The following is a 26982-nucleotide window of genomic DNA, read 5'->3' on the forward strand; positions in this document are numbered from 1 at the left end:
CCGGATGAAATTATTGATTGTAGGAGCTGCAGGACAGGTGGGGCAAGAGCTGAGCGCCAGAGCAAACCCCCAATGGCTGGTTAAAGCTGTAGACCGTCTTGGCCTGGATATCGCTGATGAAGTGGCAGTTGACAGACTGATAACAAATTTTGCTCCTGATGTGATTATCAATGCTGCGGCCTATACCGCCGTTGATAAAGCTGAAAGCGATGAAGCTAAAGCTTTTTCAATCAACGGTCATGGTGCTGGTTACCTTGCACAAGCAGCACATAAGTCTGGCGCAGCTTTGCTACACATTTCAACAGATTATGTATTCCCCGGCGATAAAAAAGGGGCGTATTGTGAAGATGATGCTACAGGCCCTGCTGGCGTTTACGGTGCCAGTAAACTTGCTGGTGAAGAAGCCATTATCACCCACTGTCCTCGCCATATTATCTTAAGAACTGCCTGGGTATTTGGTGAATTTGGCAACAACTTTGTCAAAACAATGCTTCGTCTGGCTAAAGATCGTGATGTTCTTTCAGTTGTCGGCGATCAGTACGGTAGCCCAACCTGGGCAGGTGATATAGCTGAAGCGTTGCTGAAAATCGCGCAGAAGATCGAAGAACATTCGGAAATAGAGTGGGGAACGTACCATTTCAGTGGCTATCCCTATACAACGTGGGCGAATTTTGCTGATGAAATTTTAACCGCTGCCGTAACGGAAGGGCTTATTGAGAAAAAACCAGTCATTCGTCCTATCACTACAGCAGAGTATCCAACGCCAGCTACTCGTCCGCTCAACTCTCAGCTGGACTGCAGTAAGATCCTGCGTAATTTTCAGATCAAGCCCAGCGAGTGGCGAGCAGCATTAAAAAATATTACTGCTTACAGCGCCTGACTTGTAAAGCAGACGATCGCCTTTGTCCGGGATTAAAGCGTCTGAACAGACGCTTTATAAATGCTCAGGGCAATGGCTAAATTTGTAACACGAGAATCATCATGGATCCGCATTCAACAAAATCTGCATCATTAATAGCACTGTTCAAAAATGTCTGGATGAACCGCAATCTGATTGTTCAGATGACCAAGCGTGAGATAGTTGGACGCTACCGGGGCTCTGCAATGGGCTTACTATGGTCTTTTATCAACCCAGTGCTCATGCTGGCGGTGTATACATTTGTTTTTTCTGTAGTATTTAAAGCCCGGTGGGGAGCAAGCAGCGTAGCTGCTTCTAAAAGCGACTTTGCTGTGATTCTGTTTGTGGGTTTAATCGTGCATACGCTTTTCGCAGAAACCCTAACACGAGCGCCATCGCTTATCATTGCCAATGTGAACTACGTTAAAAAAGTCGTCTTTCCCCTGGAAATTTTGTCTATAACCAGCCTGGCAAGCGTAGTTTTTCACTCCCTGGTTAGCCTGATAGTGTTACTATCCGCATTCTTCATTTTTAACGGGTTTATTCACTGGACGGCAATTTTTATACCCGTTGTTTTATTTCCTTTAATCCTTGTTACCCTGGGTTTATCCTGGTTTCTGTCATCCTTAGGCGTTTTTTTACGTGATGTCGGACAGACAATAGCTATTCTGATGACAATCCTGATGTTTTTGTCGCCAATATTTTACCCTATCAGCTCGTTACCGCCTAATTTTCAGTCAGTTATCATGCTTAATCCACTGACATTTATTATTGAACAAGCCCGGAGCGTTTTAATTTGGGGCAAGTTACCTGATTTTGTAGGCTTAGCCATTTATTCAGCTATATCACTACTGATATGTTGGGCATGCTATGCCTGGTTCCAGAAAACACGTAAAGGATTTGCTGATGTCCTCTAATGAAAATGCAATCGAAATTCATGGTGTCAGTAAATGTTTTCAAGTTTATGATAACCCTGCAAAAAGACTAAAACAGTTTATTGTTCCTCGCGTTGATCGTGCTTTAGGTAAGGTGCCGCGTACTTACCATAATGATTTCTGGGCGCTGCAAGATATCTCTTTTGTCCTGCCAAAAGGGCAAACCATGGGCATTGTCGGCAGGAACGGTTCAGGTAAATCCACGCTATTGCAAATTATTGCCGGAACGTTAAGTCCCACTCAGGGAAACGTCAACGTAAACGGCCGGGTTGCAGCTTTACTTGAGCTGGGAGCAGGGTTCAATCCTGATTTTACCGGCCGCGAAAATGTCTACTTAAATGCTTCTCTGCTGGGTTTAACTCGTGAGGAGACAGACAATAAGCTTGACGACATCCTCGCATTTGCGGATATCGGGCATTTTATCGATTCTGCTGTTCGCTCGTATTCAAGTGGTATGCTGGTTCGCCTTGCTTTTGCCGTGCAGGCACAGATAGATCCGGAAATTTTGATTGTTGATGAGGCGCTTGCCGTTGGCGATGCAAAATTTCAGGCAAAATGCTTTGCTCGTCTTAAAAAACTTAAGCAGAGCGGTACATCTATTTTATTTGTTTCGCATGCTACCGAGCAGATAGTGACACATTGCGATCGGGCAGTTCTGCTGGACGGTGGTCTCGCAAAATCTGTAGGTGCGCCTAAAGATGTTGTTAATCAATACCTGGATATTCTTTTCGGCAAGAAAAAGACAGCTGGTGATGCACGAGACACTGTAAATACACAGATCGCAAAGGCAGCTAAAGGTGAAAGCGAGCGTCTTGACCGTGAAATTAATAGTGATGCGAAAGCAGGTAATTTATTAAACAGTAGCTACGAGCAGCGTCCTAATTATAATCCTACTGAATACAGGTGGGGCGATGCGGCAGCAGAGATTCTGGATTTTTATCTTGAGCAAGACGGGCAGCCATTTCCAACCAGCGTGGATAATGGACAGTCTATCAAAATTCTCTTTAAGATCCGCTTCAATGAGCTGGTTGTCAGACCAATTTTTGGGTATGCGGTTAAAACTAAAGAAGGTGTAACCCTTTATAATACTAATACCGAGTGGCAATCTGTAGAGATTGTAAATGAAGGGAAACCTGGCACAGAGATTGTCCTGTCTGTTGAGATGGATAATAAAATGTACGAAGGAGATTATTTTTTATCCGTGGGTATTGCCAGTAGCAATATTCAGGGTGAAATAGTTCCTCACGATCGCCGTTACGATTCAATACATATTGTTGTTGGACCAGTGAAAAAATTTACGGGCCTGACTGATTTGAATGCGAGAATTAATCTTGAAAATTGATATTGAGAAAAAATTACGCGATAGCGGATTTGAATGCAGTACTGAGCATGGCGTATGGATTCCTCAAACGCTGACCAGTTTTGGCTATAATGATGGCGATGATGCTGAAAATTACATTTTAAAAACCATCACTGAAGCCCAGGACGTTAGCGTTGACTCAGACGAACTTGCTGAAAAAATGGTCGACTGGCCTTCGATCTATCATTTGAGTCCAAAGCGTTCAAATCTTTTACGACCTTTTGCTGAAATGTTTAAAGGCCGTCGCATTCTTGAAATTGGTTGTGGCTGTGGCGCTATCAGCCGTTTTCTGGGCGAATGCGGTGCCGAAGTTGTTTCCGTAGAAGGTAGCTTACGCCGGGCCACAATCGCCCGCCAGCGGTGCCGTGATTTAAAAAATGTAACCATCATTTCTAATCCATCAGATAAGCTGCCTGATTTAGGTCAGTTTGATATGGTTTTATTGATTGGCGTACTGGAATATGCACGGATGTTTTTGGGAGCAAATGGTGAACAAACCTTGCTCGCCGACTGCTATAGTCGCCTGACTGAAGATGGCAAGATTTTTGTTGCTATTGAAAATAAGATCGGTATCAAATATTTTGCAGGCGCGCACGAAGATCATGTTAATCAGCCTATGTTTGGCATTAACAATTCTTATAGTGAAGATAGCGTAGTCACTTTCGGTCGTCAGGAATTAATTAATGTGCTTGACGAGGCCGGGTTTACTTCTGCACAAGAGTTTTTGCCGTTACCAGACTATAAGCTTCCTTCTTCGGTAATTACTCCCACCGGCTGGAAGAGCTACTCGCCTGAATTATGCCAGCTCGCGGTTGAAAGTATTCATAAAGATCAACAGCTTGCATTTGAACATGTTTTTTCAGTAGAACAGGGTATTAGAAACGTATGGAATAATGGGCTGGCTGCAGATCTCGCTAACTCATTTTTAATGATTGCAGGCAAATCTGCAGTTGAACCACTTCTGGAAAATATAGCAGCTTTTTATTATTCAGATTCCAGATTAGCTGATTTCCGTAAAACAATTGAGTTTGTAAGCCAGCCAAATGGTGAATTACAAGTTATTACCCACAGAAAAGGGGCAAAGGAAGCAAACCAGGCTTCTGAATTCCATCGTGGGAACTCATTATGGCTAGAGTTGACCTCTATTGTAAATCATCCGAATTGGGACCTTGAACAGCTGGGTGCATGGTCACGTGCCTGGGTGTTACAACTATTGAAAAAAGCCGGGCAGGAAGATAATCTTGATAAAAATTTACCCATGCCTGCATCTTTTCAGGATGCTTTGCCTTTCAATATAATTTTTTCAGAAAGCAACGATTACTCTTTCTTCGATCTGGAATGGAGTAGCGTTAATGAACCTGTTCTGGGCTACATTGCTTTCAGGGGGATCTTTCATTCTTTACTACGGGTGACCTCTTTTAGTTATAGCCAAAATTGCAAAGTTAAAAATATTGCGGAACTAACGTACCAGATCCTTAACCGCATTGGTTTTCAATGTGATGAAAATGATTTTGAAAACTATTTACAGCAGGAAGCCAGCTTTTTAGCAGGCGTACAGCACGAAGGCCAGACAAAAATTTATAACAGTTTAAAATCGTTATCAATAGTTGTGCGCGCTAATCAATTAATCAATGTTGAAATTGCAGAAGATCTTCAGCAAACCATTGCGTCTTTACAGAGACAGCTGAGCGAATTGCATGCTAAAGGTGAAACGACCACTGGCGAATTCGTACTGGAAATTTATCACCTGCGCAAAGAGTATGAAAAACTACAGGCGCAGCTGGATGTAGCCCGGCTTGAAAATGGCCAGTTGATTCAGGAGCGTGATGCAGTTTTACAGCAAAGTGCTGCCCAGCAACGACTCTTAAATCAGTACACAGCTGATATGAATACTATTCTGTCTTCTTTTAGCTGGAAAATATCTTCTCCGCTCCGTGTTATAGGTCGTAGAATCCCTGTTGGCGTTCGTTCGCCGTTTAAGCGTGTAGCCATGCACAGCTTCCGATTAATGCAACCGTTAAAAACGAAAATCGGTGTAGTCGCCCGTAAAGTCAAACTGCATCATCAAAGCAAAGGTTTGACAAAAACAGTTGAAGCTGTTGTACGTCGCGGAGCTCGTCACTGTTATTACCGCTTACCTGTTAATTACAGAAATCATGCTCTACGTGTTGGGATGAAAGTGATGCCGCGCTGGTTCGGGCATCATCCTTTCTATCATCAAACGGGTGCTATGGATAACTTCGCCGGTTTATCTGAACCAGTATTTATCCATCATGACGGTAACAAAGGCTATCAGCTGGCATCAAATCCGGATGAATATGTTTTTATTCCTGCCAGAAAACCGCATCATTATGAAGAAATAATTGCAAGATTTTCTGTGCAGCCCAAATTTTCTATAGTTGTACCTATTTATAATACACCGCTGGAATTATTGTATCTGATGGTCAACTCAGTACAAAATCAGTGGTACGGTGACTGGGAACTGATACTGGCTAATGATGCCAGTCCGTTACCAGAAGTCCTGCCTGCCTTGAAAAAACTGGCCGCGCAGGATGAGCGCATTAAAGTCATTAATATGGCAGAAAATAAGGGTATCGCCGGTGCAACCAATGTGGCTATTCAGAATGCTACAGGGGATTACATGGTATTACTCGACCATGACGATGAACTTACTGATGATTGTTTGTATGAGCTTTTAAAAAGAATTAATGAGGAAGACCCAGATTTTATCTACAGCGATGAAGATAAAATTACGCCAGAAGGCAATTTTACTCAGCCTCATTTTAAACCAGACTGGTCTCCGGATACTATGATGAGCACCATGTATACCTGTCACGTGGCTTGTATACGAATGGCGCTTGTTCACCAACTTGAAGGGTTACGGACCGAGTTCGATGGCTGCCAGGACTGGGATTTCGTACTACGCCTGACGGAATTAACCAACAAGATCTCTCATATAGCGAAAGTGCTTTATCACTGGCGCATTATTCCAGCTTCTATCGCCTCAGATATTACAGCTAAGCCTTATGTGCTGGCAGCGTCCCAGGCTGTGAGAGCGGAAGCGCTGCAACGTCGTGGTCTTGTGGGCGAAGTGGAACCATTACCGAACTATCATGGTTATTTTCGGGTTAACTATAAGCCTCAGAATAATCCACTTGTTTCTATTATTATTCCTACCAGAGATAATAAAGCGGTATTGTCCCGGTGTATTGATTCTATTAATGAATACACCGCCTATAAGAACTATGAAATCATAGTGGTTGACAATGGTTCAAAAGATCAGGACACGCTAGCTTTCCTGAATGAATATGCTGCTAACGGTAAAATTACCGTTATTCGCCACGATGTTCCTTTTAATTTCTCAGAATTGAATAATGTTGGCGTAGAGAATTCATCTGGTGAGATATTATTGTTCTTAAATGATGATACTGAGATTCTGCAGCCAGACTGGCTGGAAAGAATGGCGGGTTATGCTCAGCTTAAGCATGTGGGAGCTGTAGGCGCGAAGCTGGTTTACGCGGACAAAAAATCTGTTCAGCATGCTGGTGTTCTGAATCTGCAAAATGGCCCTAGCCATGCATTCCTGCGTCAGCATAAAGATTATCCTGGCTATTTTTTGCGCCACCAACTTGAATATAACTGGCTGATTGTTACGGGAGCCTGTTTAATGGTAGAGCGTAAAAAATATCTACAGGTCGGCGGTTTCGATGAAACCTTCCCTGTTGCTTATAATGATGTTGATCTTTGCATGCAGCTAAGTCATGACGGTTTTTACAACGTTATGTGTCAGGGCGTTTGTCTTGTACATCATGAGTCAATTTCTCGTGGTATAGATCATATGGATGAGGTTAAAGCTAAACGGCTTAAGGCAGAATTAAATCGTTTGAATATTAAGCATCCTTACTTTTATCAGTATGATCCTTACTTCAACCTTAATTTAGCACCAAATGGTTACAACTTTGAGATGATGAAATGATGGAAAAGGTGAATAAGATGGCTGGCAGTCACAAACTTAGCGAGTATGATGCCCTCACGCTCAGACACCTTGCAAAAAATGCAAAAGTTATCTCTTTTGACTTTTTTGATACTTTATATACCCGGCCTATTGACGATCCAGAAGATGTTTTCGATTTCCTGGGTCTTAATTTTGGCATTGAAGACTTCCGTCAGCTGCGCCGTGCTGCACAGACTGCTGCTTTTCGTCAGATGATTAAGGCCGGGCGCAAAGAGATCACGTTAAAAAATATATACGACAATTTTCCTCAGGCAGGAGAACGTCGTTTTGATATTGAAAAAGCGGAGTTTGAGTTTGAGCTGGCGCTGGTTGAGCCAAATGACACAATCGTTGATTTCTATAACGAAATGCTTGCCGCTGGCAAACATGTAGTGATTACCTCAGATATGTATTTTGGGGAGGATTTCTTTAAACGTGCATTAGAGAAATTTGGCATCACCCAGGTGCCCCTTTACATTTCTGCAGATCGTAATGCTACTAAACGCGACAGCGGAGAAATTTTCGACTGTATTATTGAAGAAACTGGCGTAGCGCCTGGCGAAATATTACATATCGGTGATAACCATACTGCTGACGTACAGCGTCCCGGCGAAAAGGGCTTAGTAGCCTGGCACTATCGGCCACAATATCTTGAAAAAAGAAATAAAAACCAGTGTCTGGCATCTTCTGTAATAAATGGCCTGTTCCGTTGTTATGCGGAAAAGGAAATTGCGGCAGAGACGTTTGATGAGATGGGTTTCAAATACCAGGCACCCGCTACCTGGGGATTCCTGAAGTGGATTGAACTTCATGCGGCATTTGATGGCGTAACAAAATTACTCTTTGTATCGCGCGACGGATACTCGCTTGAACGCATGGCACAGCAGTTTTTCAAAGATCGCCTGCCGTCATTTGACTATTTTTTAGGCTCACGTATCGCTTTTAACCTTGCGTTAATGACGGAACAGAATTTCTCAAGCCACCTTAGTTTTCTGATGTCTGGTTCAAACGGCCTGTCGCCAGGTGAACTATTGGAAAGAATTGGTATCGAACCGCCACGAGATGATGTAATGGAGCAGTTAGGCATATCTCCAGCGCTAATTATTGCGCCAGATAACTATGCTCTCATTCAACGTTTTTTAACCGGGTATCGTGCTGAAATTTTAAAAGTCTGCCAGAAAAATCGTCGCGGATTATTTATGTATCTGTGCCAGTTAGGTGTTAAGCCCGGCGATAAAATTGGCCTTGTGGACGTTGGGTGGAGCGGCACTACGCAAGAGGCATTTGAAAAAACAGTTAAAACCATCATGGACGTTGAGGTTGTTGGCTACTATTTCTGTCTGGCAAATACGCCGGAGAAAAAAAGCCGTGAGCCTCATCAGACCATGAAAGCTTTAATTAACAATGAGACTGTTTCTGCGCGTGTGGTTGACAAAATCTATGAAAACAGAATGGCGGTAGAGCTATTTTTCTCTGCGCCACATGATACGATTATCGGTTATGAACCTGTCAAGGATAAGGTCAATGCGGTGTCTGATATCGGCAGAGCTAAGGCGAAAAACCACAACGAGATCATTTCTTCTTTAAATCATGGCCTGGATGTCTTTAACCGTATCTTTGTTGAATTCTGTGAGCGAATGGGCATTCAATTAACGGCTTTACAGCTTTCACAACCTATTATCGAACTGGTGACGGACGAAAGCTGGCGTACTAACCCTCTGTTCCGTCAGGTAGAAAATTTTGACTCATGGGGTAGCTCGCGCAATCAGACCATGAAATTTGCTGACTATTTTAAACAGTAAATGATGACGGAAAAACGCTCTTCTGACGTTATTATTATGCTCGGCACCTACAATGGTGCCGCTTATATTAAGCAACAGCTGGATTCTTACCAGGCCCAGAGCTTTCATAACTGGGAACTATGGTGTTCAGACGATGGTTCAGCCGATGATACGCTGGCTATTCTGACATCATTTTCTCAACAAGAGTCTCGCCCGGTTAATATTGTGTCGGGCCCACGAACCGGCGTATGTGCGAATTTCCAGTCTTTGATTGCCAGTCCCTCGATCGCGGGGGACTATTTTGCTTTTTCAGATCAGGATGATATCTGGATGCAGGATAAGCTGGCGCGCGCTGTAGAGTGGCTGGAAAAGCAGGATCCATTGCAGCCAGCCCTTTATTGCTCAAGAACGCAGTTGATTGATGATAAAAATAACCCGCTGGGGCTGTCGCCAGACAATAGCAGGCCGCCATCTTTCCGTAACGCACTTTTGCAAAACCTGGCCAGTGGTAACACCATGGTTTTCAACAAGTGCGCGCGCGATATTATGAAATCGATAGCCCATTTACCCTGGGTGATTCATGACTGGGCACTCTACCTGGCAGTGACCGGCTGCGGCGGTCGCGTCTGGTTTGATAGCCAGCCTTCTGTCCTTTATCGACAACATGCGGACAATCTTATTGGCAACGGTATGGAAGTGCGGACAAGATTAAACAACTTTGTTCGTACTCATCGCGGCAATAAGGTGGCATGGAACGATTGTCATTTTCGCATGCTTGATGCACTAGGGGACCGCCTTACTCCTGAAAACAGGCATAGTCTGGACTGTTTTAGAAGGATACGTCAAAGTTCATGGTTAGGGCGCATGAAGTTGATGAGACAGTCTGGTATTTATCATCAGAAATCTATTGGTGCACTGGCGACATGGACCTATGCGCTATTCAATCGCCTGTAAAATTTGGTAGCAGAGTGAAAATAATCGCATCGTTAGTTCTTTACCGACATAGCTACGCGGATATCAGCAAAACGCTGGATTCGCTCCTGCGCGAAAAGTCCGTTGAGAAAGTGTGTATTGTCGACAATGGCGGGCACTGCGCCTGGCTTCAGGAATATGCTCACCATAAGGTTGAGATCCTTACTCTTGCCTCGAATCAAGGCTTTGGTGGGGGGCATAATGCCGTTTTTCAACGTTATGGTAAGGCCGCAGACTATTTTCTGATTTGTAATCCGGATATTTCTTTCAATTCTGGCGAAGTCGATACCCTGTATGCGTTTAGTCAAAAAGAAGGGGCAGGGCTGACTATTCCTAAAGTGATTTATCCGGATGGTAGCCTGCAGCACGGTTGTAAGCTGTTGCCTAAACCTCACCAGCTGTTCATGCGTCGATTTTGTGCCTCTCTGGCACAAAAGACTAACCATAATTATGAATTGCGAAACGCCGATTACGATAAGGTTTTCTTTGCACCGTCCCTGTCCGGTTGCTTTGTTCTGCTAAGCCAGGCTGCACTGGCGAAAACGCACGGGTTTGATGAACGTTTTTTCCTCTACCTGGAAGATGTAGATTTAAGTCGACGAGTTTGTGCTTCAGGGCTGCCTGTACGATACTGCCCTTATTCTACCGTCGTACATGAGTCACAACGGCGCTCTTATCGGGATGTTAAATTCCTTATTTATCATATGACTTCTGCTATCCGCTACTTTAATAAATGGGGATGGTTACAAGACAAAGAGCGGGATAAATTTAATCAACAATGCCTTACTGCGCTTCCCTTTACAGGAAAGGTTTGACAAAAGCACGGCTAAAAGAGAGATTGTTACCAGTAACATTTCATCAACATCTCTCTTTTTGGATAAAGATTGAACATTATCAGCAAGTTGAAATGGAAAAGATGATAACTGTGATAGGTCGCTTAGCATGATTTGTCATGTATGATAGGGCCATCATTGTTAACGTACCGAACTATCCCCAGAGGGGACCAGGCTCGTTAAGCTTCGTATTTTCAGACAGGAGTATGTAATGTCCAAGCAACAGATCGGCGTTGTAGGTATGGCAGTAATGGGCCGTAACCTGGCTCTTAACATTGAGAGCCGCGGCTATACCGTATCCATCTTTAACCGTTCGCGCGAAAAGACTGATGAAGTCATCGCTGAGAACGAAGGTAAAAAGCTGGCTCCTTACTACACCATCGAAGAGTTCGTTGAATCCCTTGAGAAACCGCGCCGCATCCTGCTGATGGTTCAGGCAGGCGAAGCGACCGATAAAACTATCGCTTCCCTGACGCCGCACCTTGATAAAGGCGACATCCTGATCGATGGCGGTAACACCTTCTATAAAGACACCATTCGCCGTAACCGCGAGCTGTCTGAGCAGGGCTTCAACTTTATCGGCACCGGCGTTTCCGGCGGTGAAGAGGGCGCACTGAAAGGCCCATCTATCATGCCTGGCGGCCAGAAAGAAGCTTACGAGCTGGTTGCACCGATTCTGGATAAAATTGCAGCACGTGCAGAAGGCGAAGCCTGTGTAGCCTACATCGGTCCGGACGGCGCGGGTCACTATGTCAAAATGGTGCACAACGGCATCGAATACGGCGATATGCAGCTGATTGCAGAAGCTTATTCACTGCTGAAAAACGCGCTGAACCTGAGCAACGAAGATCTGGCTAAAACCTTTAGCGAGTGGAACGAAGGCGAGCTGAGCAGCTACCTGATCGACATCACTAAAGATATCTTCACCAAGAAAGACGAAGCGGGTAACTACCTGGTTGACGTCATTCTGGACGAAGCTGCCAATAAAGGTACCGGTAAATGGACCAGCCAGAGTTCTCTGGATCTGGGCGAGCCGCTGTCGCTGATCACCGAATCCGTGTTTGCGCGCTACCTGTCTTCACTGAAAACCCAGCGCGTTGCGGCTTCTAAAGTACTGAGCGGCCCAACCGTGCAGACCGTTGCTGGCGATAAAGCAGAATTCGTTGAGAAAGTGCGTCGCGCGCTATATCTGGGCAAAATCGTTTCTTACGCTCAGGGCTTCTCTCAGCTGAAGGCCGCCTCTACCGAAAACAACTGGGATCTGAACTACGGCGAGATTGCTAAAATCTTCCGCGCTGGCTGCATCATTCGCGCGCAGTTCCTGCAGAAAATTACCGATGCCTATGCCGATAACGCGGACATCGCAAACCTGCTGCTGGCACCGTACTTCAAAAATATCGCTGATGAATACCAGCAGGCCCTGCGTGACGTAGTGGCTTATGCGGTTCAGAACGGTATCCCAACGCCAACCTTCTCTGCTGCTATCGCTTACTACGACAGCTACCGTTCAGCGGTACTGCCAGCGAACCTGATTCAGGCGCAGCGTGACTACTTCGGCGCGCATACCTATAAGCGTACCGATAAAGAAGGTGTGTTCCACACCGAGTGGCTGGATTAATTTCTACACTGAAATTGTCTTTTCAGTACCGCGCTAAACCCCACGTTTGTGGGGTTTTTTTTTGGCTTAACTCCATGTACCGGTTCCCTCAACCGCATCACCTTCTATCGAAGGTAACCCCGAGTAGGTGAACAGGCCGTACAGGTAGCTGCTATCGCAAAACAGAATCACTAAGTTTTGCTGCGAGGGAGCCTGATCGGCATTTGGAAAAATATGAAACTCGGTGCCAGAAGTCATCAGCTCAGCTAAATCATCAAAATCCAGCGAGCCGCTTCCACCCGTACCTGTTATATCCGGACTTAACGTATCCGGAGCCTGGCCTTTAAACACGTTAGTAAGATTGCCGGTAAGCTGGAACAGGATAGAGAGCGAACCGGGCTGATAAGTGAAAGCAACCGTAGCGCTACTGCTACTGTTCCAGCTAATATCGCTCAGATTTCTTAGCCGCTGTCTGGATCCTTCAGACCAGCCAAGGAATTTTTGCAGAACGGTTTCGATTGCCGCCGCTCGTTGTTCAGGAGAAGAAATTTTCATCACACTTCCTCTTGAGCCGCCTCCACACTGGCTGCGGATCATCTCTTATTGCATGTACGGCTTATTTTTTCAAATGCGCTGAGATGAGGGGAAGGGTAGCGAAAACTCTTTAGATAAGATTTAAGGCTAAGCACCTGAATAATGACAGCAAAACTATCTCAGTATCTCCGCTGGCTCAAATCGACAAATCCGCTGATAATCCCGCGCATCCAGCACCATCGACTTTTCCAGCAGGCCAGCGTTGAACGCAATTTCGCTATTGCGCTCGCAGAGTGTCGGATCGACCACCACCTGTAGCTCGTCATGAAAGCTAAACGGCGGGATCGCACCAAATACGCAGCCGGTTAGCCGGTCTACTTCTGCCGGACTGGCCAGCGAGGCGCGCAGACCGCCAACAGCCTGCGCCACTTTGCCTAAGTCCGCCTGTTGGTCTGCGGGCAGCACCGCCAGCACGTATTGTTTGATGCCGTTACCTTTGACGTGACAGACCAGCGCTTTTGCTCCCTGGCCCACGGCGGTGCCGCGAATCGCCGCTACTTCTTCACACTTGCCCGTCGGCTCATGCTCCATGACCTGATAACGCGCCTGGTGGCTGTCCAGTAAAGCGGTTAACTTATCGAAAGTGCTCATCCCTTTTCCTTAATAAAAAAGCCGGTTTCCCGGCTTGTCTTGATTACTTATGGCGCTGGCGCAGATTCTCTATTACCGCACTCAGGTTTAAATCCTGATCCTGAAGCAGCACCAGCAGGTGATAAACCAGATCCGAAGCTTCATTAGTCAACTCAAAGCGGTCGTTCACCGTCGCTGCCAGCGCGGTTTCCACGCCTTCTTCTCCCACTTTCTGCGCGATACGCTTGGTGCCGCTGGCGTACAGGCTGGCGGTGTAGGAGCTTTTCGGATCGGCATGTTTACGTTCGGCCAGAAGCTGCTCTAACTGATAGAGGAATGTCCAGTCGGCGGCGGCAGGCGAGAAGCAGCTTGAGGTGCCGCGATGGCAGGTTGGGCCAACCGGATTAGCCAGCACCAGCAGCGTATCGTTATCACAGTCCGGCGTAATGCTGACCACGTTCAGGAAATGTTCGGAAGTTTCACCTTTGGTCCACAGGCGTTGTTTAGTACGCGACCAAAAGGTGACCTTGCCGATTTCCAGCGTTTTCGCCAGCGCCTGCTGGTTCATATAGCCGTGCATCAATACTTCGCCGGAAACGGCGTGCTGCACGATAGCCGGCATCATGCCGTCGGTTTTTTGCCAGTCGAGTTGGGATAGCTGCTGTTCTGTTAACACGTACGAATCTCCACGCCTTTGTCGAGCAAAAATGCCTTCAGCTCGCCAATGTTGATAATCTGCTTATGGAACACGGAAGCGGCCAGCGCGCCATCCACATCGGCATCACGGAAAGCCTCATAAAAGTGCTCCATCGTGCCCGCGCCGCCGGAAGCAATCAGCGGCACTTTACAGACGGCGCGTACTTTTTGCAGCTGAGTCAGATCGTAACCGTTACGTACGCCGTCCTGGTTCATCATATTTAAAACGATTTCACCCGCGCCGCGTCTTTGTACTTCTTCTACCCAGTCCAGCGTTTCCCACGTGGTTACCCGGGTACGCGCTTCGTCGCCGGTGTACTGATTCACATGGTATTTGCCGCTTTCGCTGTCATACCAGGTATCAATACCGACCACGATACACTGCACTCCGAAGCGATCGGCAAGGCGCGTAATCAGTTCAGGATCGGCCAGCGCCGGAGAATTAATAGAGATTTTATCCGCGCCGAAGGAGAGAATTTGCGCGGCATCTTCCGCAGACTTAATGCCGCCAGCCACGCAGAAAGGAATATCGATCACTTCCGCCACGCGCGCTACCCAGCTTTTATCGACCACGCGATTAGCCGAAGAGGCGGTGATATCATAAAAAACCAGCTCGTCCGCGCCTTCCTGCGCATAACGCTGTGCCAGCGGTACGATATCGCCAATGATTTCATGATTACGGAACTGCACGCCTTTAACCACCTGGCCGTCGCGAACGTCCAGACAGGGGATTATCCGTTTTGCCAGCATGTTATCGCCTCCGAAACGTTAAATTTACCTTCCAGTAAAGCGCGACCAACAATCACGCCTTGGGCACCGCAGCCGCGCAGCGCGCGAATATCGTCCAGCGAACCGATGCCGCCGGATGACTGAAAGGCGATGTGTGGATAAAGGGCTGAAACCTCGCGATATAATCCGACGTTAGATCCCTGTAGCGTGCCGTCGCGGGAAATATCGGTACAAAGAACGTGCTTCAGGCCATACGGCTGAAACTGCTCAATCACTTCCTCCAGCGTTACGCCCGCCGCTTCCTGCCAGCCGCTGATAGCCACTTCTTTACGGTTGCTGGCATTGATACGCACGTCCAGCGCCAGCACGATCGCTTCTGCACCATATTGCCTGAACCAGTTTTGCACTTCCTGCGGCTCTTTTACCGCCGTAGAGCCGACCACCACGCGCGTGGCGCCAGCTTCCAGCAGCGCCTCTACGTCATCCTTAGTGCGAATGCCGCCGCCAACCTGCACCGGCACGCTTACGCCCGCCAGCAATTTTTTCAGCAGTGGGATCTGGCGCGCGGCCGGATCTTTCGCGCCGGTTAAGTCGACCAGGTGCAGGACTTCCGCACCCTGGGCCTGATAATCCTGTAAGCGCGGCAAAGGATCGCTGCCGTAGTCGCGCTGCTGGCCATAATCGCCCTGATGCAGCCGGACCACTTTTCCTTCTATTAAATCTAGTGCGGGAATGATCACTTACATCTCCAGAAAATTTTTCAGCAGCTGCGCGCCAGCCGCGCCGGAGCGCTCCGGGTGAAACTGTACGCCAAAGAAGTTATCTTTTTGCACCGCAGCGGTAAAAGGCTCGCCATAGTTGCACTGAGCGATGGTGAACTCGTTCACCGGCATCGCGTAGCTATGCACAAAATAGAAATACGCGCCGTCGGCAATGCCGCGAAATAGGTGGTTGCCCGCCTGAGCAGTAATCTGGTTCCAGCCCATGTGCGGCAGCGGCAGGCCATGATCGTTCATCTTCTGCACCGGCCGGTCGATAATGCCCAGCGTGGTGACGCCGTTGCTTTCCTCACTAAGCGAGCCCAGCAGCTGCATACCCAGGCAAATACCTAATACCGGCTGGGTACAGGCTTTTATCAGCTCGATAAGCTCACGTTCGCGCAGCTGATCCATCGCCGCCTGAGCCGTGCCGACGCCCGGCAGCAGCAGTTTGTCGGCTTGCAGTACTACGTCCGCTTCGCGGCTGACCTGCGGCTCGTAACCCAGTCGCTGAATCGCCCACTTAACGGAGGAAAGGTTAGCGCAGCCGGTATCGAGGATGACCACATTCATCACAGCACTCCTTTCGAGCTGGGGAGGGTATTGCCTTCTACGCGGATCGCCTGACGCAGCGTGCGGCCAAAGGCTTTAAACAGGCTTTCCACGCGGTGATGATCGTTTTTACCTTTGGTTTTCAGGTGCAGGGTGCTGGCCATGGTGTAAGAGAGCGAGCGGAAGAAGTGCTCTACCATTTCCGTGCTTAAATCGCCCACGCGCTGATAGTTAAATTCCGCCTTGTACTCAAGGTGCGGGCGGCCGGAAATATCCAGCGCGCAGCGTGCAAGGCATTCGTCCATCGGCAGGACAAAACCAAAACGGCCAATGCCGCGCTTGTCGCCCAGCGCCTTCAGCAGCGCCTCGCCCAGTGCCAGACCGGTATCTTCTACCGTGTGGTGATCGTCGATATAAAGATCGCCTTTCACTTCAATATTCATGCGGAAGCCGCCGTGCGTGGCGATCTGATCCAGCATGTGGTCAAAAAAGCCGACGCCGGTATTGAACTGGCTGTTGCCCTCGCGATCCAGCCAGACTTCGACTTTAATCTGTGTCTCTTTAGTGTGGCGATTGACCAGCGCGTGACGATCGCGTTTGGTCAGCTGCTGCTGAATCGCCGACCAGGTAAGACCATTTTGCGAATAGTGCAGGCCCTGAATACCCATATTACTGGCTAGCTGCAGATCGGTAGTGCGATCGCCAATGACATAGCTGTTAGCGGTATCCAGCGCGCCGTCCGCCAGCCATGCCGTCACCAGTTTGGTTTTTGGCTTGCGGCAGTCGCAGTTGTCTTCCGGCAAATGCGGGCAGATCAGCACGTCGTCAAACTGCACGCCCTGAGAATTTAACACCTGCATCATTAGCCGATGCGGGCCATCAAAATCGGCCTGCGGAAAACTGTCGGTACCCAGACCGTCCTGGTTGGTGATCATCACCAGCCGATAGCCCGCACCTTGCAGCGCCAGCAGGGCAGGGATTACGTCCGGCTCGAAGGCCAGCTTCTCCATACGGTCTACCTGATAATCTTCCGGCGGCTCGGAGATAATCGTGCCGTCGCGATCGATAAAAAGAACTTTCTGACTCATGCTTGCTCCATAGATGACGCGCCCGGCAGCTTTTGCAGCGCGGAAATAACGCGATCGCACTCTTCACGGGTGCCGATGGTGATGCGCAGACAGCCCGACAGCCCCGGCTGTTTATTCTGGTCACGCAGGATAATGCCCTGATCCCATAAGGATTTAAAGACCTGGCCTGAGTCGGTGAAGCGGGCCAGCACGTAGTTAGTCTCGCTGGGGAAAACCTCTTCCACGCAGCTGCACTGGCCTAGCTCGCGGATTAACTTTTCACGCGTGGCCAGCACTTCTTTAACGTGCTCCCTCATTAATGTCAGGCCTTGCTCGCTTAACGCCTGCGCGGCAATATCGGCCACCGGCGTGGCAAGCGGATAAGGCGCGATAACTTTCAGCAGCAGCGCGATAACCTCGGCGTTAGCCAGCGTAAAGCCGCAGCGCAGCCCGGCCAGCGCGAAAGCTTTGGACAGCGTGCGCAGAATAACCAGGTGAGGATATTCCGCCAGCCAGCCCGTGAGCGTGGCTTCGGCGCAGAACTCAATATAGGCTTCGTCGGCTACGACCAGCGCTTTGCCGCGCGTCATCTCCAGCAGCTGACGGATATCTTCAGGATTGACCAGATTCGCGGTCGGGTTGTTCGGGCTGCAAACATAAACCAGCTTTACGCCATCAAGCTGGTCGGCAATAGCAGGTAGATTCAGCTGCCAGCCATCCCGCGCGGCTACGGTGCGATACTCTACGCCCAGCGTTTCCGCACTGACGCTATACATACCATAAGTTGGCGGACAGAACAGCACGGCGTCTTTGCCCGGCTCGCAGAAAGCGCGCATCAGCAGTTCGATGCCTTCGTCCGCGCCACGGCAGGTTAGTACCTGATCGGGTTGCAGGCCAGCGTAAGCCGCATAGCGTTCAATGACCGCTTTGGGCTGGCATTCCGGATAGCGGTTTAGCGTCTGTTGGCTCAGCTCAAACGGCACCGCCAGCGGATACTCGTTGGCGTTCAGCCAGACGTCACCGTTGCCGCCAAGACGGCGGGCAGACTGGTAAGGCGTCAGCTGGCGAACGTTGGCGCGGGCTAAATTTTCAATGCTCATGGCTTCTCCTTCAGCGCGGCAACGCGCAGAGTGACGGCGTTTTTGTGGGCGGTAAGCTGCTCTGCCGCCGCCAGGATTTCGATAGTAGGCGCCAGATCCATAAAACCCTGTCTGGTCAGTTCCTGCACCGTCATCCGTTTCTGGAAGTCAGCCAGCCCCAGGCTGGAACAGGTCGCCGTAAAGCCATAGGTAGGCAGCACGTGATTAGTGCCGGAAGCGTAATCGCCCGCGGACTCCGGTGACCAGTCGCCGAGGAAGACCGAGCCGGCGCTGGTAATGTCGTCAACCAGATCGCGCGCCTGGCGAGTCTGAATAATCAGGTGCTCTGGCCCGTAAAGATTGCTGATTTCCACGCACTGCGCCAGGTCCCTGGCCACAATCAGACGGCTGGCAGAAAGTGCTTTGCGCGCCGTTTCCGCACGCGGCAGCTCGGCCAGCTGCTTTTCTACCGCAGCGGCAACCGCTTCGGCCATAGGTTTTGAAGGCGTCAGTAGAATAACCTGCGAGTCCGGCCCGTGTTCGGCCTGGGAAAGCAGATCGGAGGCAACAAAATCCGGCGTGGCTTCCGCGTCGGCAATCACCAGCACTTCGGAAGGCCCGGCGGGCATATCGATGGCCGCACCGTCCAGACGCTGGCTTACCTGACGTTTAGCTTCGGTAACGTAAGCGTTGCCCGGACCAAAAATTTTATCGACTTTCGGCACTGACTCGGTACCCAGCGCCAGCGCGGCAATGGCCTGCGCGCCGCCAACCTGGAAAACTTCCTGCACGCCGCACAGCTTTGCCGCATATAAAATTTCGTCGGCAATTGGTGGCGGCGAGCAGAGCACCACACGCTTGCAGCCCGCAATACGGGCAGGCGTCGCCAGCATCAGGACGGTCGAAAAGAGCGGGGCCGAACCGCCGGGAATATAAAGCCCTACGCTGGCTACCGGACGGGTAATCTGCTGACAGCGCACGCCCGGCTGGGTTTCAATATCGATAACCGGCAGTTTTTGCGCCTGGTGAAACTTATCAATATTTGCCACCGCCACGGCCATCGCCTGTTTGACTTCATCGCCAAGGCGGCCGGAAGCCGCCTCAATCTGCTCGCTGGTGACGCGCAGCGTGTCGATATCGGCTTTATCAAAAGCGGCGCTGTAGTAGCGCAGTGCGGCATCGCCTTCCGCTTTTACCTTTTCCAGAATCGCACGAACGCTGGTGGTGATGTTTTCCGAGGCGGAAATAGCCGGGCGCATCAGCAGCGCTTTTTGCTGCTCTGTGCTGCAATCCTGCCAGTTAATCGGGACCAAAGAGCTCATCGCTTACTCCATCATCTTCTCAATCGGCAACACGAGAATGGAGCTGGCGCCCAGCGCTTTCAGTTTCTCCATCGTTTCCCAGAACAGCGTTTCGCTACTGACCATATGCATGGCGACACGGCTCTTGTCGCCCGCCAGCGGCAGGACGGTAGGACGTTCCGCGCCCGGCAGCAGGGAAATAATATCTTCCAGCCGCTCGCTCGGCGCGTGCAGCATAATGTATTTGGATTCGCGCGCCTGGATCACGCCCTGGATGCGGGTCATCAGCTTGTCGATCAGCTCCTGTTTGGCGGCAGGCATTTCGCCATCGCGCTGAATCAGACAGGCTTTAGAACGGTAAATCACTTCTACTTCACGCAGGCCATTGGCTTCCAGCGTTGCGCCAGTAGAAACCAGGTCGCAAATGGCATCGGCCAGACCGGCACGCGGAGCCACTTCGACGGAGCCGTTCAGCAAACAGGATTTAAAAGAAACGCCTTGTTTATCCAGGTATTTCTTTAACAGGTGAGGATAAGACGTAGCGATACGGGCATTTTGCAGGCACTGCGGGCCGGTATAGTCATCATCAACCGACATGGCCAGCGACAGACGACAGCCGCCAAAATCAAGACGACGCAGCGTGGAGTAGCGTGGATCTTCACCCTGAGCGCGACGGGTCAGCAGCTCTTCTTCCAGCACGTTTTCACCGATGATGCCCAGGTCAACCACGCCATCCATCACCAGGCCTGGAATATCGTCATCACGCACGCGCAGGATATCGATCGGCATGTTCTCGGCGAAGGCGATCAGGCGCTGCTGTTGCAGGTTGATTTTAATGCCGCAGCGGGCCAGCAGTTCGCGTGAATCATCGCTTAAACGGCCTGATTTCTGCATAGCTATGCGTAAACGTTTATTATCTAACATCGGTGCTTATCCTTTTTCCTGTCTGTTCGATTTAACTGCTTCTCGCCGTTCATCCATTCAGGGCCGGGTGTTCGCCCATAAAAAAAGCCCCCGGAAGGCGATCTTCCGGGGGCTTTTTTTGCGTTCTGCACCACTGGAAGATCTGAATGTCTTCCAGCACACATCGCCTGAAAGACTAGTCAGGGTGATGGTGATGATGATGGTTGAACTGAACGCGTGTCATAGAAATCTCAAATTTGGTTGAATGATTATTCATTTCGTGACCAATAACCTAACCCAGGACAAATGACCGACGCAACACTTTTTTATCATTCCTGACAGATAAAAAGAGGCGGGCGATTGTTGTTGACGCAAGGCTGGCGTAATTTGAGTGACATAGTGAAAAGGTCAGGAAGCCGAAAAATGAAAAAAGTGGCAATTGTAGGACTGGGCTGGCTGGGAATGCCGTTGGGATTAGCGCTGACGGCCAGAGGCTGGTTTGTTACCGGCAGCAAAACCACCGAGGATGGCGTAGAGGCGGCGCGAATGTGCGGGCTGGCAAGCTGTCTGTTGACGTTAACGCCGGAGCTTAACTGCGACGCGGACGATCTCAACGAACTGCTTAACGTTGATGCATTAGTGATTACTCTGCCTGCCAGCCGCACGGCGCAAGGCGGCGAAAATTATCTGCTGGCGGTACAGCAGATAGTAGACAGCGCGCTGGCAGCAGGCGTGCCGCGGATTATTTTTACCAGTTCAACCTCTGTTTACGGGGCAGGTAGCACGGAGATGAACGAAGACAGCCCGCTGGAACCCGTTACCGTAGCCGGAAAAACGCTGGCCGAGCTGGAAAAGTGGCTGCATGAGCTACCCAATACCTCTGTCGATATTCTGCGTCTTTCCGGGCTGGTGGGGCCGCAAAGGCATCCTGGACGTTTCCTGGCAGGTAAAACAGAGCTAAGTGACGGGTCGCACGGCGTCAACCTGGTGCATCTGGAAGATGTGATCGAGGCTATAACCTTGTTACTGGAAAGCGGTAACGGCGGACGTACTTATAATCTGAGTGCGCCGGAACATCCGTCACGCGAAACGTTTTATCCGGCGGTTGCTCGCCAGCTGGGCCTGACGCCGCCGACCTTCCGTCAGGAAGAGAACGAGAGCAGCGGTAAAATTATCGATGGTAGCCGGATCTGTCGCGAGCTTGGTTTCACCTATCGCTATCCGGACCCGGGCAAAATGCCGCTGAGTTAAGGAATGTGTAGCTGGCAAATCATAGCGTTCAGATTTGCCAGCTAAAGCTTTAAATTATCATTGCATAAAGTCTGAGGAGTTATCAGATTTTCTCTTCGCTTTTATATATTTTGGTCTTCTTTTTACTTCTATATAGATGCGACCTATATATTCACCCAGCACGCCAATGCCAATAAGTTGAACGCCGCCAAGAAACAGAATAGATACCATGATAGAAGGATAGCCTCTAACGGCATTACCCCAAATAATTTTATCCACGATCATCCACGCGCCGTATAAAAAAGATAAGGAAGCGACTAACAGGCCGAGGTATGTCCAGATGCGTAACGGGAAGGTAGAGAAAGACGTAATACCTTCTAAAGCCAGATTCCATAACTTCCAGCCATTGAATTTAGTCGTGCCGGCAACTCTTTCATCACGAATATATTCAACAATATCTGTTTTTCCGCCAACCCAGCTAAGGATCCCTTTCATAAACAGGTTGCGTTCTTCCAGCAGCTTAATATTTTCTACGACTTCTCGTGAAATGAGGCGAAAGTCTCCTACGTTCTCTTCAATTTTTGGCGTACTTATTTTATTATGTAAATGATAAAACCATTCGGCTGTCTTTCTTTTAACATGACCGTCAGAGCTACGATCGATTCTTTTAGCAAGCACCACATCCGCGCCGTTTTGCCATTTTTCAATAAGCTGTGGAATCACCTCTACAGGATCCTGCAAATCAACATCTATCGGAATAACAACATCCCCTGTAGCATGTTCAAGGCCTGCAAAAAGCGCGGGTTCTTTGCCAAAATTGCGAGTGAAATTTATCAGCTGAACAGCATTGTCCTGCTTCATCAAATCCGCAGCAATATCGGCCGTTTTATCTACACTACCATCATTAATAAAAATGATTTCCAGAGTATATTGCGCCAGCTCTTTCTTTACCGCCGTATAAAAAACAGGAATGGCATCTTCTTCATTATAGACGGGTACAATTAGCGATATTTTCATCAAATAGCTTCCCTGAAAACAACCAGTTTTGAGTATATAAAGCCAGCAATCAGGCTAATCACTGAAAAAGCCACCAGCGTGACGATAAATGGATAATGTAATCGATCGGCAATGTATCCCGTCAGCCAGGCAAGAGACCCCATGAAAATGACAAACAGGAAATAACGGTTTTTTGTCGCCTGCTTTTTAAACGTCCATTTTGCGTTGATAATAAAACTAAAAGTGACAGCAATAAGAAACGCCACCAGATTGGCAAAGGATTGTGGGCATGCCAGCGCATACACAAGCAATGAAAAGGTCAGCCAGTGAAGCAGCGTGTTAAGCACGCCTACCGATACATATCTTGTAAATAACTGCCACATAACATATCCTTTTGCGAAATTTTAACGATCCTATCATTTCCAGCGGTTGAGGAAAATATAGGTTTGTATCAACCTTAGAAAAACAAATAGATTCGATTAGTAGTCAGATATGCATGCACAATATGCAACAATACATTGGGTATATAGTTAAACCCCCAGCCGATCCCTTAACGCATACCAGGCCGCGCCGAGGGCCGTTAAAGGTACGCGTAAGCGGCGGCCGCCGGGGAAGGGCGCATGCGGCAGGCGGGCAAAAGCGTCAAAGCGCTTTGGCTCGCCTTTTAACGCTTCACAAACCAGCTTGCCTGCCAGATGTGTCCAGGTCACGCCGTGACCACTGTCCCCTTGCATATAGAACACGCCGTTTTCCAGGCGGCCTACCTGCGGCATTCGTGACAGCGTCAGCAGGAAATTGCCGCTCCAGGCATAGTCAAATTTGATGCCGTCCAGCTGCGGAAACGTTTTTAGCAGCTTTGGACGAATCAGCCCGTCTATGTCGCCAGGCGTACGCGCGCCATAGGTGACGCCGCCGCCGTATAGCAGCCTTCTGTCAGCGGTAAGCCGGTAATAATCGAGCAGATAGTTACAGTCTTCCACGCAGTGATTATCGGGCAGTAAAGAGAGCGCTTTATCCGCAGAAAGTGGTTCAGTCGCGATAATTTGTGAACCGCAGGGCAGGCTTTTACGCGCCAGCCTGGGTTCCAGGTGCGGCGCAAGGTAGGCGTTACCGGCAAAAATCACGTACTTCGCCGCAACGCTGCCTTTAAGAGTACGGATAAGATGAGGCACGCCATAGCGAACGGCCGTCACTTCGGACTCTTCATAAATGCGGCCACCATGACGGCGAATCGCTTCTGCTTCGCCCAGCGCCAGGTTCAGCGGATGCAGATGACCGCCGCTGTAATCCAGCAGGCCGCCGACATAGCGCTCGCTGGCGATCTTCCGCCGGATGCCCAGCTCATCAAGCAGTTCAAGCTGATGGTTGCCATACTGCTGCCAGCGCTTGTGCTGCTGCTTTAAATGAGCAAGCTGGCGACGGTTGAGCGCGGCAAAAATAGCGCCGTGACGATAATCACAGCTAATAGCGTAGCGATCGATCCTGTCGCGGATAACCGCCGCGCCTTCAAACATCATGCCGCCCAGCAGTTGCGCACTCTCTTTACCGTAGCGCTTCTCAATAACGTCGATATCGCGGCTGTAAGAGTTCACCACCTGGCCGCCATTACGCCCGCTGGCGCCGAAACCAATTTTTGCGGCTTCCAGCACAACCACGTCATAACCCGCTTCGGTCAGCAAAAGCGCCGAAGAGAGCCCGGTAAAGCCGCCGCCGATAATGCAAACATCGCACTGAATATCGTCGTTAAGCTGAGGCCAGGCATCGTGTGGATTGACGGTAGCGGCGTAATAACTCGGCACATGTTCCATAAATCCCTCTCGCCGCTATAGCGTGGCTGGCGTATGCGCGCTGACAATGCGGCACGGCTGGGTGGACGTATTGGTAAAGCTGTGAGGATGTCCGGTATCAATAACGTAGCTCTGACCCGCATGAAGGTGATAGCTTTGCCCATCAACGGTCAGCGTGATTTCGCCCTCCAGCAGCGTACCGGTTTCCTCACCCGGATGACGAACCTTTTCCCCGGTTGTTGCGCCAGGTTGATAAGTTTCCAGCAGCATTGCCAGCGTGCGATCGGGCCTGCCGTTATGGATCAACCGTAGCGACACGCCCTGGCTGCCTATGTCAATCAGCTCGTCAGCCTCAATCACCACTTTCGGCTGTGTCACCTTCACCGGATCGGAGAAAAATTCGGACAGCGAAAGGTTATATACCTTTAATAGCTTTTGCAGCGTACTTACCGCCGGGCTGACCTTATCCTGTTCAATTGTACTGATAGCGCTGTGCGTCAGGCCGGAGAGTTCGGCGACGCGCCGCTGCGACAATCCCAGTTGCTGCCGGATCTCTGCCAGCCGACGTCCGGGAGCCAGGGAAACTTCATTCATAGCCTTAATTCCTTGTGATGCCTGTAGCAGGCTAAAAAAAATCCGTTAAGCGGTCGACGGGCTGCCGACAGCCGTTGCCACAATAGTACGTCAATCAATGGGTTGTTCGAAATAATGCCCGGCCGGCCTGTTCAATATATCAACCAGAAAAGCCGTCAGGAGGGCAGTCGCGTGCAATATATTGTCAATCTGACAGCGCATGCAACAATATGCAAAAGATTTTGCCGCAAAAATAATCTTTCTCATAACATTTGCCGCGCTTAAATGTTAGCGCTATGTTAGAAGAGTGGCGGTTATTTTGAGCAATGCTCAACAACTCAATACAGGCGGGCGGCATCATGACCAATATCGTCGAAGTAGAAGATTTTACCAGGCACACCGAAGAGAAACGAACCAGCGCGTTCCAGCATGAAGTAGAAGCCTATCTGGAACGCTATCCTGAAACGCAAAATGTCGATGTTCTGCTTAACGATTTAAATGGTGTTTTCCGCGGTAAGCGCATTCCTGTCGCTAACCTGTTCAGGCTGGAAAAAGGCTGTTATTTTCCCGCCTCTGTCTTTGCAATGGATATTCTGGGCAACACGGTAGAAGAGGCGGGCCTTGGCCAGGCGCTCGGCGAACCGGATAACCTCTGCGTCCCGGTTGAAGGCACGCTCACTCCCTCAGCAGCCGACCCGCAACATCTGGCGCAGGTTTTATTGACCATGCGTAATCAAGATGGTACTCCCTTTGACGTTGAACCCCGAAATGTCCTGAATCACCTTTGGCAGCAGTTGCGCAATCGGGGATTATTTCCGGTGGTAGCGGTAGAGCTGGAGTTCTATCTGGTGGATAAAAAGCGTGATGCCGAAGGCTATATCCAGCCGCCGTGCTCGCCGGGCAGCGAAGAGCGCAACCGGCAAAGCCAGGTCTATTCAGTCGATAACCTTGACTGCTTCTCTGAAGTATTAAACGACGTCGACAGGCTCGCTAAACAGCAGGGCATCCCGACCGATGGCGCGCTGGCTGAGGCCTCGCCAGGCCAGTTTGAAATCAATCTGCATCACACCCGCAACGTTCTTAGCGCCTGCGATCACGCTATACAGCTTAAGCGCCTGATCCGCCAGACCGCAGAAAATCACGGGATGAACGCGACTTTTATGGCCAAGCCATACGAGGAATATGCCGGAAGCGGTATGCACGTGCACGTTAGCCTGCTGGACGCCGCCGACCATAACGCGTTTATTACCGACGACGGAAGCGATTCGCCGCTGCTCAAGCGCGCGCTGGCAGGCATGATCGACCTGATGCCGGCCTCGATGGCGCTACTGGCACCGAATGTTAATGCCTATCGTCGTTTCCTGCCCGAAGCTTTTGTGCCGCTGCAGGCTTCATGGGGACATAATAACCGTACCGTTGCGCTGCGCATTCCCTGTGCCGAAGCGGAAAATCATCGGGTGGAATATCGTGTTGCGGGGGCGGATGCTAACCCTTATCTGGTGGTTGCGGCGGTGCTGGCGGGTATCCTGCACGGTATCGATAACCAGCTGCCGCTACCGCCAGCGGTAACGGGCAATGGCCATCAGGCGGAAGGCCTGCCCCTGCCGGTGCGGCAAAGCGACGCGCTGTATGAATTTGCGCAAAGCTATCCGTTGCAGAAGATGTTAGGTGAACGTTTCGGTTTTGTCTGGCACAGCTGCAAGCACCATGAACTGATGCATTTTGAACGCCTTATCACCGCGACGGAAATTGACTGGATGTTGAAAAACGCCTGAAA

Annotated in this window: 25 protein-coding genes and 1 other annotated feature; of the genes, 10 read left to right on the plus strand and 15 right to left on the minus strand. The window is 49.7% G+C overall.

Annotation, left to right across the window (positions count from 1 at the left end):
- Positions 1-4: 4 nt before the first annotated feature.
- The 8 genes from rfbD to gndA all read left to right on the plus strand — a co-directional run bounded on the left by rfbD (position 5) and on the right by gndA (position 12391).
- Entirely contained in the window at positions 5-880 is an 876-nt protein-coding gene (rfbD, locus tag ACMGGR_RS06635) for a dTDP-4-dehydrorhamnose reductase (protein WP_414148451.1), read from the plus strand.
- Between the two features lie 101 nt (positions 881-981).
- Entirely contained in the window at positions 982-1815 is an 834-nt protein-coding gene (locus ACMGGR_RS06640) for an ABC transporter permease (RefSeq protein ID WP_246757810.1), read from the plus strand.
- Positions 1805-3175, plus strand: coding sequence for an ABC transporter ATP-binding protein (locus tag ACMGGR_RS06645; RefSeq protein WP_246757809.1), 1371 nt, complete (start codon positions 1805-1807; stop codon positions 3173-3175). Before ACMGGR_RS06640 ends, ACMGGR_RS06645 begins: the two co-directional genes overlap by 11 nt.
- Positions 3165-7169 carry a glycosyltransferase gene (locus tag ACMGGR_RS06650; protein WP_414148452.1) on the plus strand — a complete coding sequence of 1335 codons (4005 nt, stop codon included), beginning with the start codon at positions 3165-3167 and terminating at the stop codon, positions 7167-7169. The genes ACMGGR_RS06645 and ACMGGR_RS06650 overlap by 11 nt, the downstream gene beginning before the upstream one ends.
- Positions 7170-7186: 17 nt before the next feature.
- A complete protein-coding gene (locus ACMGGR_RS06655; RefSeq protein ID WP_246757807.1) occupies positions 7187-8989 on the plus strand; it encodes an HAD family hydrolase in 1803 nt (600 codons plus the stop codon).
- On the plus strand, positions 8990-9922 hold the full coding sequence (locus tag ACMGGR_RS06660; protein WP_246757806.1) for a glycosyltransferase family 2 protein: 933 nt from the start codon (positions 8990-8992) through the stop codon (positions 9920-9922). It abuts the gene before it with no gap.
- 14 nt (positions 9923-9936) lie between these two features.
- Positions 9937-10755, plus strand: a complete 819-nt coding sequence (locus ACMGGR_RS06665; RefSeq protein ID WP_246757805.1) for a glycosyltransferase — start codon at positions 9937-9939, stop codon at positions 10753-10755.
- Positions 10756-10984: 229 nt separating this feature from the next.
- Complete coding sequence (gene gndA / locus ACMGGR_RS06670) at positions 10985-12391, plus strand: NADP-dependent phosphogluconate dehydrogenase (RefSeq protein WP_246757804.1); 1407 nt, start codon at positions 10985-10987, stop codon at positions 12389-12391.
- 66 nt (positions 12392-12457) lie between these two features.
- Here gndA and ACMGGR_RS06675 read toward each other — a convergent pair whose 3' ends face one another.
- From ACMGGR_RS06675 to hisL, 11 genes are all read right to left on the minus strand, one after another.
- Positions 12458-12925 carry a hypothetical protein gene (locus tag ACMGGR_RS06675; RefSeq protein WP_414148453.1) on the minus strand — a complete coding sequence of 156 codons (468 nt, stop codon included), beginning with the start codon at positions 12923-12925 and terminating at the stop codon, positions 12458-12460.
- Positions 12926-13078: 153 nt separating this feature from the next.
- Complete coding sequence (locus ACMGGR_RS06680; protein WP_246757802.1) at positions 13079-13555, minus strand: YbaK/prolyl-tRNA synthetase associated domain-containing protein; 477 nt, start codon at positions 13553-13555, stop codon at positions 13079-13081.
- Between the two features lie 43 nt (positions 13556-13598).
- Positions 13599-14210: a bifunctional phosphoribosyl-AMP cyclohydrolase/phosphoribosyl-ATP diphosphatase HisIE gene (hisIE, locus tag ACMGGR_RS06685; protein ID WP_246757801.1), complete on the minus strand. Its 612-nt coding sequence runs from the start codon at positions 14208-14210 to the stop codon at positions 13599-13601.
- Positions 14204-14980, minus strand: a complete 777-nt coding sequence (hisF, locus tag ACMGGR_RS06690) for an imidazole glycerol phosphate synthase subunit HisF (RefSeq protein ID WP_246757800.1) — start codon at positions 14978-14980, stop codon at positions 14204-14206. The genes hisIE and hisF overlap by 7 nt, the downstream gene beginning before the upstream one ends.
- The gene (hisA, locus tag ACMGGR_RS06695; RefSeq protein WP_246757799.1) at positions 14962-15699 is read right to left on the minus strand and encodes a 1-(5-phosphoribosyl)-5-[(5-phosphoribosylamino)methylideneamino]imidazole-4-carboxamide isomerase; all 738 of its coding nucleotides are present in this window, start codon (positions 15697-15699) and stop codon (positions 14962-14964) included. Before hisA ends, hisF begins: the two co-directional genes overlap by 19 nt.
- Entirely contained in the window at positions 15700-16290 is a 591-nt protein-coding gene (gene hisH / locus ACMGGR_RS06700; RefSeq protein ID WP_246757798.1) for an imidazole glycerol phosphate synthase subunit HisH, read from the minus strand.
- The gene (gene hisB, locus ACMGGR_RS06705) at positions 16290-17357 is read right to left on the minus strand and encodes a bifunctional histidinol-phosphatase/imidazoleglycerol-phosphate dehydratase HisB (protein WP_246757797.1); all 1068 of its coding nucleotides are present in this window, start codon (positions 17355-17357) and stop codon (positions 16290-16292) included. The genes hisH and hisB overlap by 1 nt, the downstream gene beginning before the upstream one ends.
- On the minus strand, positions 17354-18436 hold the full coding sequence (gene hisC / locus ACMGGR_RS06710) for a histidinol-phosphate transaminase (protein ID WP_246757796.1): 1083 nt from the start codon (positions 18434-18436) through the stop codon (positions 17354-17356). Before hisC ends, hisB begins: the two co-directional genes overlap by 4 nt.
- Positions 18433-19737: a histidinol dehydrogenase gene (hisD, locus tag ACMGGR_RS06715; protein ID WP_414148454.1), complete on the minus strand. Its 1305-nt coding sequence runs from the start codon at positions 19735-19737 to the stop codon at positions 18433-18435. The genes hisC and hisD overlap by 4 nt, the downstream gene beginning before the upstream one ends.
- 3 nt (positions 19738-19740) lie before the next feature.
- Positions 19741-20640, minus strand: coding sequence for an ATP phosphoribosyltransferase (gene hisG / locus ACMGGR_RS06720; protein ID WP_246757794.1), 900 nt, complete (start codon positions 20638-20640; stop codon positions 19741-19743).
- Between the two features lie 78 nt (positions 20641-20718).
- Positions 20719-20840 (minus strand) — a sequence feature (His leader region).
- Positions 20816-20863 (minus strand): his operon leader peptide, encoded by a 48-nt coding sequence (gene hisL / locus ACMGGR_RS06725; RefSeq protein WP_100396937.1) that lies wholly within the window; start codon positions 20861-20863, stop codon positions 20816-20818. It overlaps the preceding feature by 25 nt.
- Positions 20864-21042: 179 nt before the next feature.
- Here hisL and ACMGGR_RS06730 point away from each other — a divergent pair, with 179 nt between their 5' ends.
- Positions 21043-21870, plus strand: coding sequence for an SDR family oxidoreductase (locus ACMGGR_RS06730; RefSeq protein WP_414148455.1), 828 nt, complete (start codon positions 21043-21045; stop codon positions 21868-21870).
- A gap of 57 nt (positions 21871-21927) precedes the next feature.
- Here the strand turns inward: ACMGGR_RS06730 and ACMGGR_RS06735 are convergent, their stop codons facing one another.
- The 4 genes from ACMGGR_RS06735 to puuR all read right to left on the minus strand — a co-directional run bounded on the left by ACMGGR_RS06735 (position 21928) and on the right by puuR (position 25226).
- The gene (locus tag ACMGGR_RS06735; protein ID WP_414148456.1) at positions 21928-22866 is read right to left on the minus strand and encodes a glycosyltransferase family 2 protein; all 939 of its coding nucleotides are present in this window, start codon (positions 22864-22866) and stop codon (positions 21928-21930) included.
- Entirely contained in the window at positions 22866-23228 is a 363-nt protein-coding gene (locus ACMGGR_RS06740; protein WP_414148457.1) for a GtrA family protein, read from the minus strand. Before ACMGGR_RS06740 ends, ACMGGR_RS06735 begins: the two co-directional genes overlap by 1 nt.
- A gap of 147 nt (positions 23229-23375) precedes the next feature.
- Positions 23376-24653: an NAD(P)/FAD-dependent oxidoreductase gene (locus ACMGGR_RS06745; RefSeq protein WP_414148458.1), complete on the minus strand. Its 1278-nt coding sequence runs from the start codon at positions 24651-24653 to the stop codon at positions 23376-23378.
- Positions 24654-24668: 15 nt separating this feature from the next.
- A complete protein-coding gene (gene puuR / locus ACMGGR_RS06750; protein ID WP_246757789.1) occupies positions 24669-25226 on the minus strand; it encodes an HTH-type transcriptional regulator PuuR in 558 nt (185 codons plus the stop codon).
- A gap of 335 nt (positions 25227-25561) precedes the next feature.
- Between puuR and ACMGGR_RS06755 the strand changes: the two genes are divergently transcribed.
- Positions 25562-26980, plus strand: coding sequence for a glutamine synthetase family protein (locus ACMGGR_RS06755; protein WP_246758072.1), 1419 nt, complete (start codon positions 25562-25564; stop codon positions 26978-26980).
- The last annotated feature ends 2 nt before the right edge of the window (positions 26981-26982 follow it).

It is taken from the genome of Erwinia sp. BNK-24-b (genome assembly GCF_047456155.1).
In the GTDB taxonomy this organism is placed as follows: Bacteria; Pseudomonadota; Gammaproteobacteria; order Enterobacterales; family Enterobacteriaceae; genus Erwinia; species Erwinia phyllosphaerae.

What these genes read in the sequence shown, in the direction of transcription:
- ACMGGR_RS06655 (WP_246757807.1), top strand. Translation starts at nt 7,187, where the DNA reads ATGGCTGGCAGTCACAAACTTAGCGAGTATGATGCCCTCACGCTCAGA.
- hisB (WP_246757797.1), bottom strand. Translation starts at nt 17,357, where the DNA reads ATGAGTCAGAAAGTTCTTTTTATCGATCGCGACGGCACGATTATCTCC.
- ACMGGR_RS06680 (WP_246757802.1), bottom strand. Translation starts at nt 13,555, where the DNA reads ATGAGCACTTTCGATAAGTTAACCGCTTTACTGGACAGCCACCAGGCG.
- ACMGGR_RS06645 (WP_246757809.1), top strand. Translation starts at nt 1,805, where the DNA reads ATGTCCTCTAATGAAAATGCAATCGAAATTCATGGTGTCAGTAAATGT.
- ACMGGR_RS06730 (WP_414148455.1), top strand. Translation starts at nt 21,043, where the DNA reads ATGAAAAAAGTGGCAATTGTAGGACTGGGCTGGCTGGGAATGCCGTTG.
- ACMGGR_RS06640 (WP_246757810.1), top strand. Translation starts at nt 982, where the DNA reads ATGGATCCGCATTCAACAAAATCTGCATCATTAATAGCACTGTTCAAA.
- gndA (WP_246757804.1), top strand. Translation starts at nt 10,985, where the DNA reads ATGTCCAAGCAACAGATCGGCGTTGTAGGTATGGCAGTAATGGGCCGT.
- hisD (WP_414148454.1), bottom strand. Translation starts at nt 19,737, where the DNA reads ATGAGCTCTTTGGTCCCGATTAACTGGCAGGATTGCAGCACAGAGCAG.
- ACMGGR_RS06740 (WP_414148457.1), bottom strand. Translation starts at nt 23,228, where the DNA reads ATGTGGCAGTTATTTACAAGATATGTATCGGTAGGCGTGCTTAACACG.
- ACMGGR_RS06735 (WP_414148456.1), bottom strand. Translation starts at nt 22,866, where the DNA reads ATGAAAATATCGCTAATTGTACCCGTCTATAATGAAGAAGATGCCATT.
- hisG (WP_246757794.1), bottom strand. Translation starts at nt 20,640, where the DNA reads ATGTTAGATAATAAACGTTTACGCATAGCTATGCAGAAATCAGGCCGT.
- rfbD (WP_414148451.1), top strand. Translation starts at nt 5, where the DNA reads ATGAAATTATTGATTGTAGGAGCTGCAGGACAGGTGGGGCAAGAGCTG.
- ACMGGR_RS06660 (WP_246757806.1), top strand. Translation starts at nt 8,990, where the DNA reads ATGATGACGGAAAAACGCTCTTCTGACGTTATTATTATGCTCGGCACC.
- puuR (WP_246757789.1), bottom strand. Translation starts at nt 25,226, where the DNA reads ATGAATGAAGTTTCCCTGGCTCCCGGACGTCGGCTGGCAGAGATCCGG.
- ACMGGR_RS06745 (WP_414148458.1), bottom strand. Translation starts at nt 24,653, where the DNA reads ATGGAACATGTGCCGAGTTATTACGCCGCTACCGTCAATCCACACGAT.
- hisC (WP_246757796.1), bottom strand. Translation starts at nt 18,436, where the DNA reads ATGAGCATTGAAAATTTAGCCCGCGCCAACGTTCGCCAGCTGACGCCT.
- ACMGGR_RS06675 (WP_414148453.1), bottom strand. Translation starts at nt 12,925, where the DNA reads ATGAAAATTTCTTCTCCTGAACAACGAGCGGCGGCAATCGAAACCGTT.
- hisF (WP_246757800.1), bottom strand. Translation starts at nt 14,980, where the DNA reads ATGCTGGCAAAACGGATAATCCCCTGTCTGGACGTTCGCGACGGCCAG.
- hisH (WP_246757798.1), bottom strand. Translation starts at nt 16,290, where the DNA reads ATGAATGTGGTCATCCTCGATACCGGCTGCGCTAACCTTTCCTCCGTT.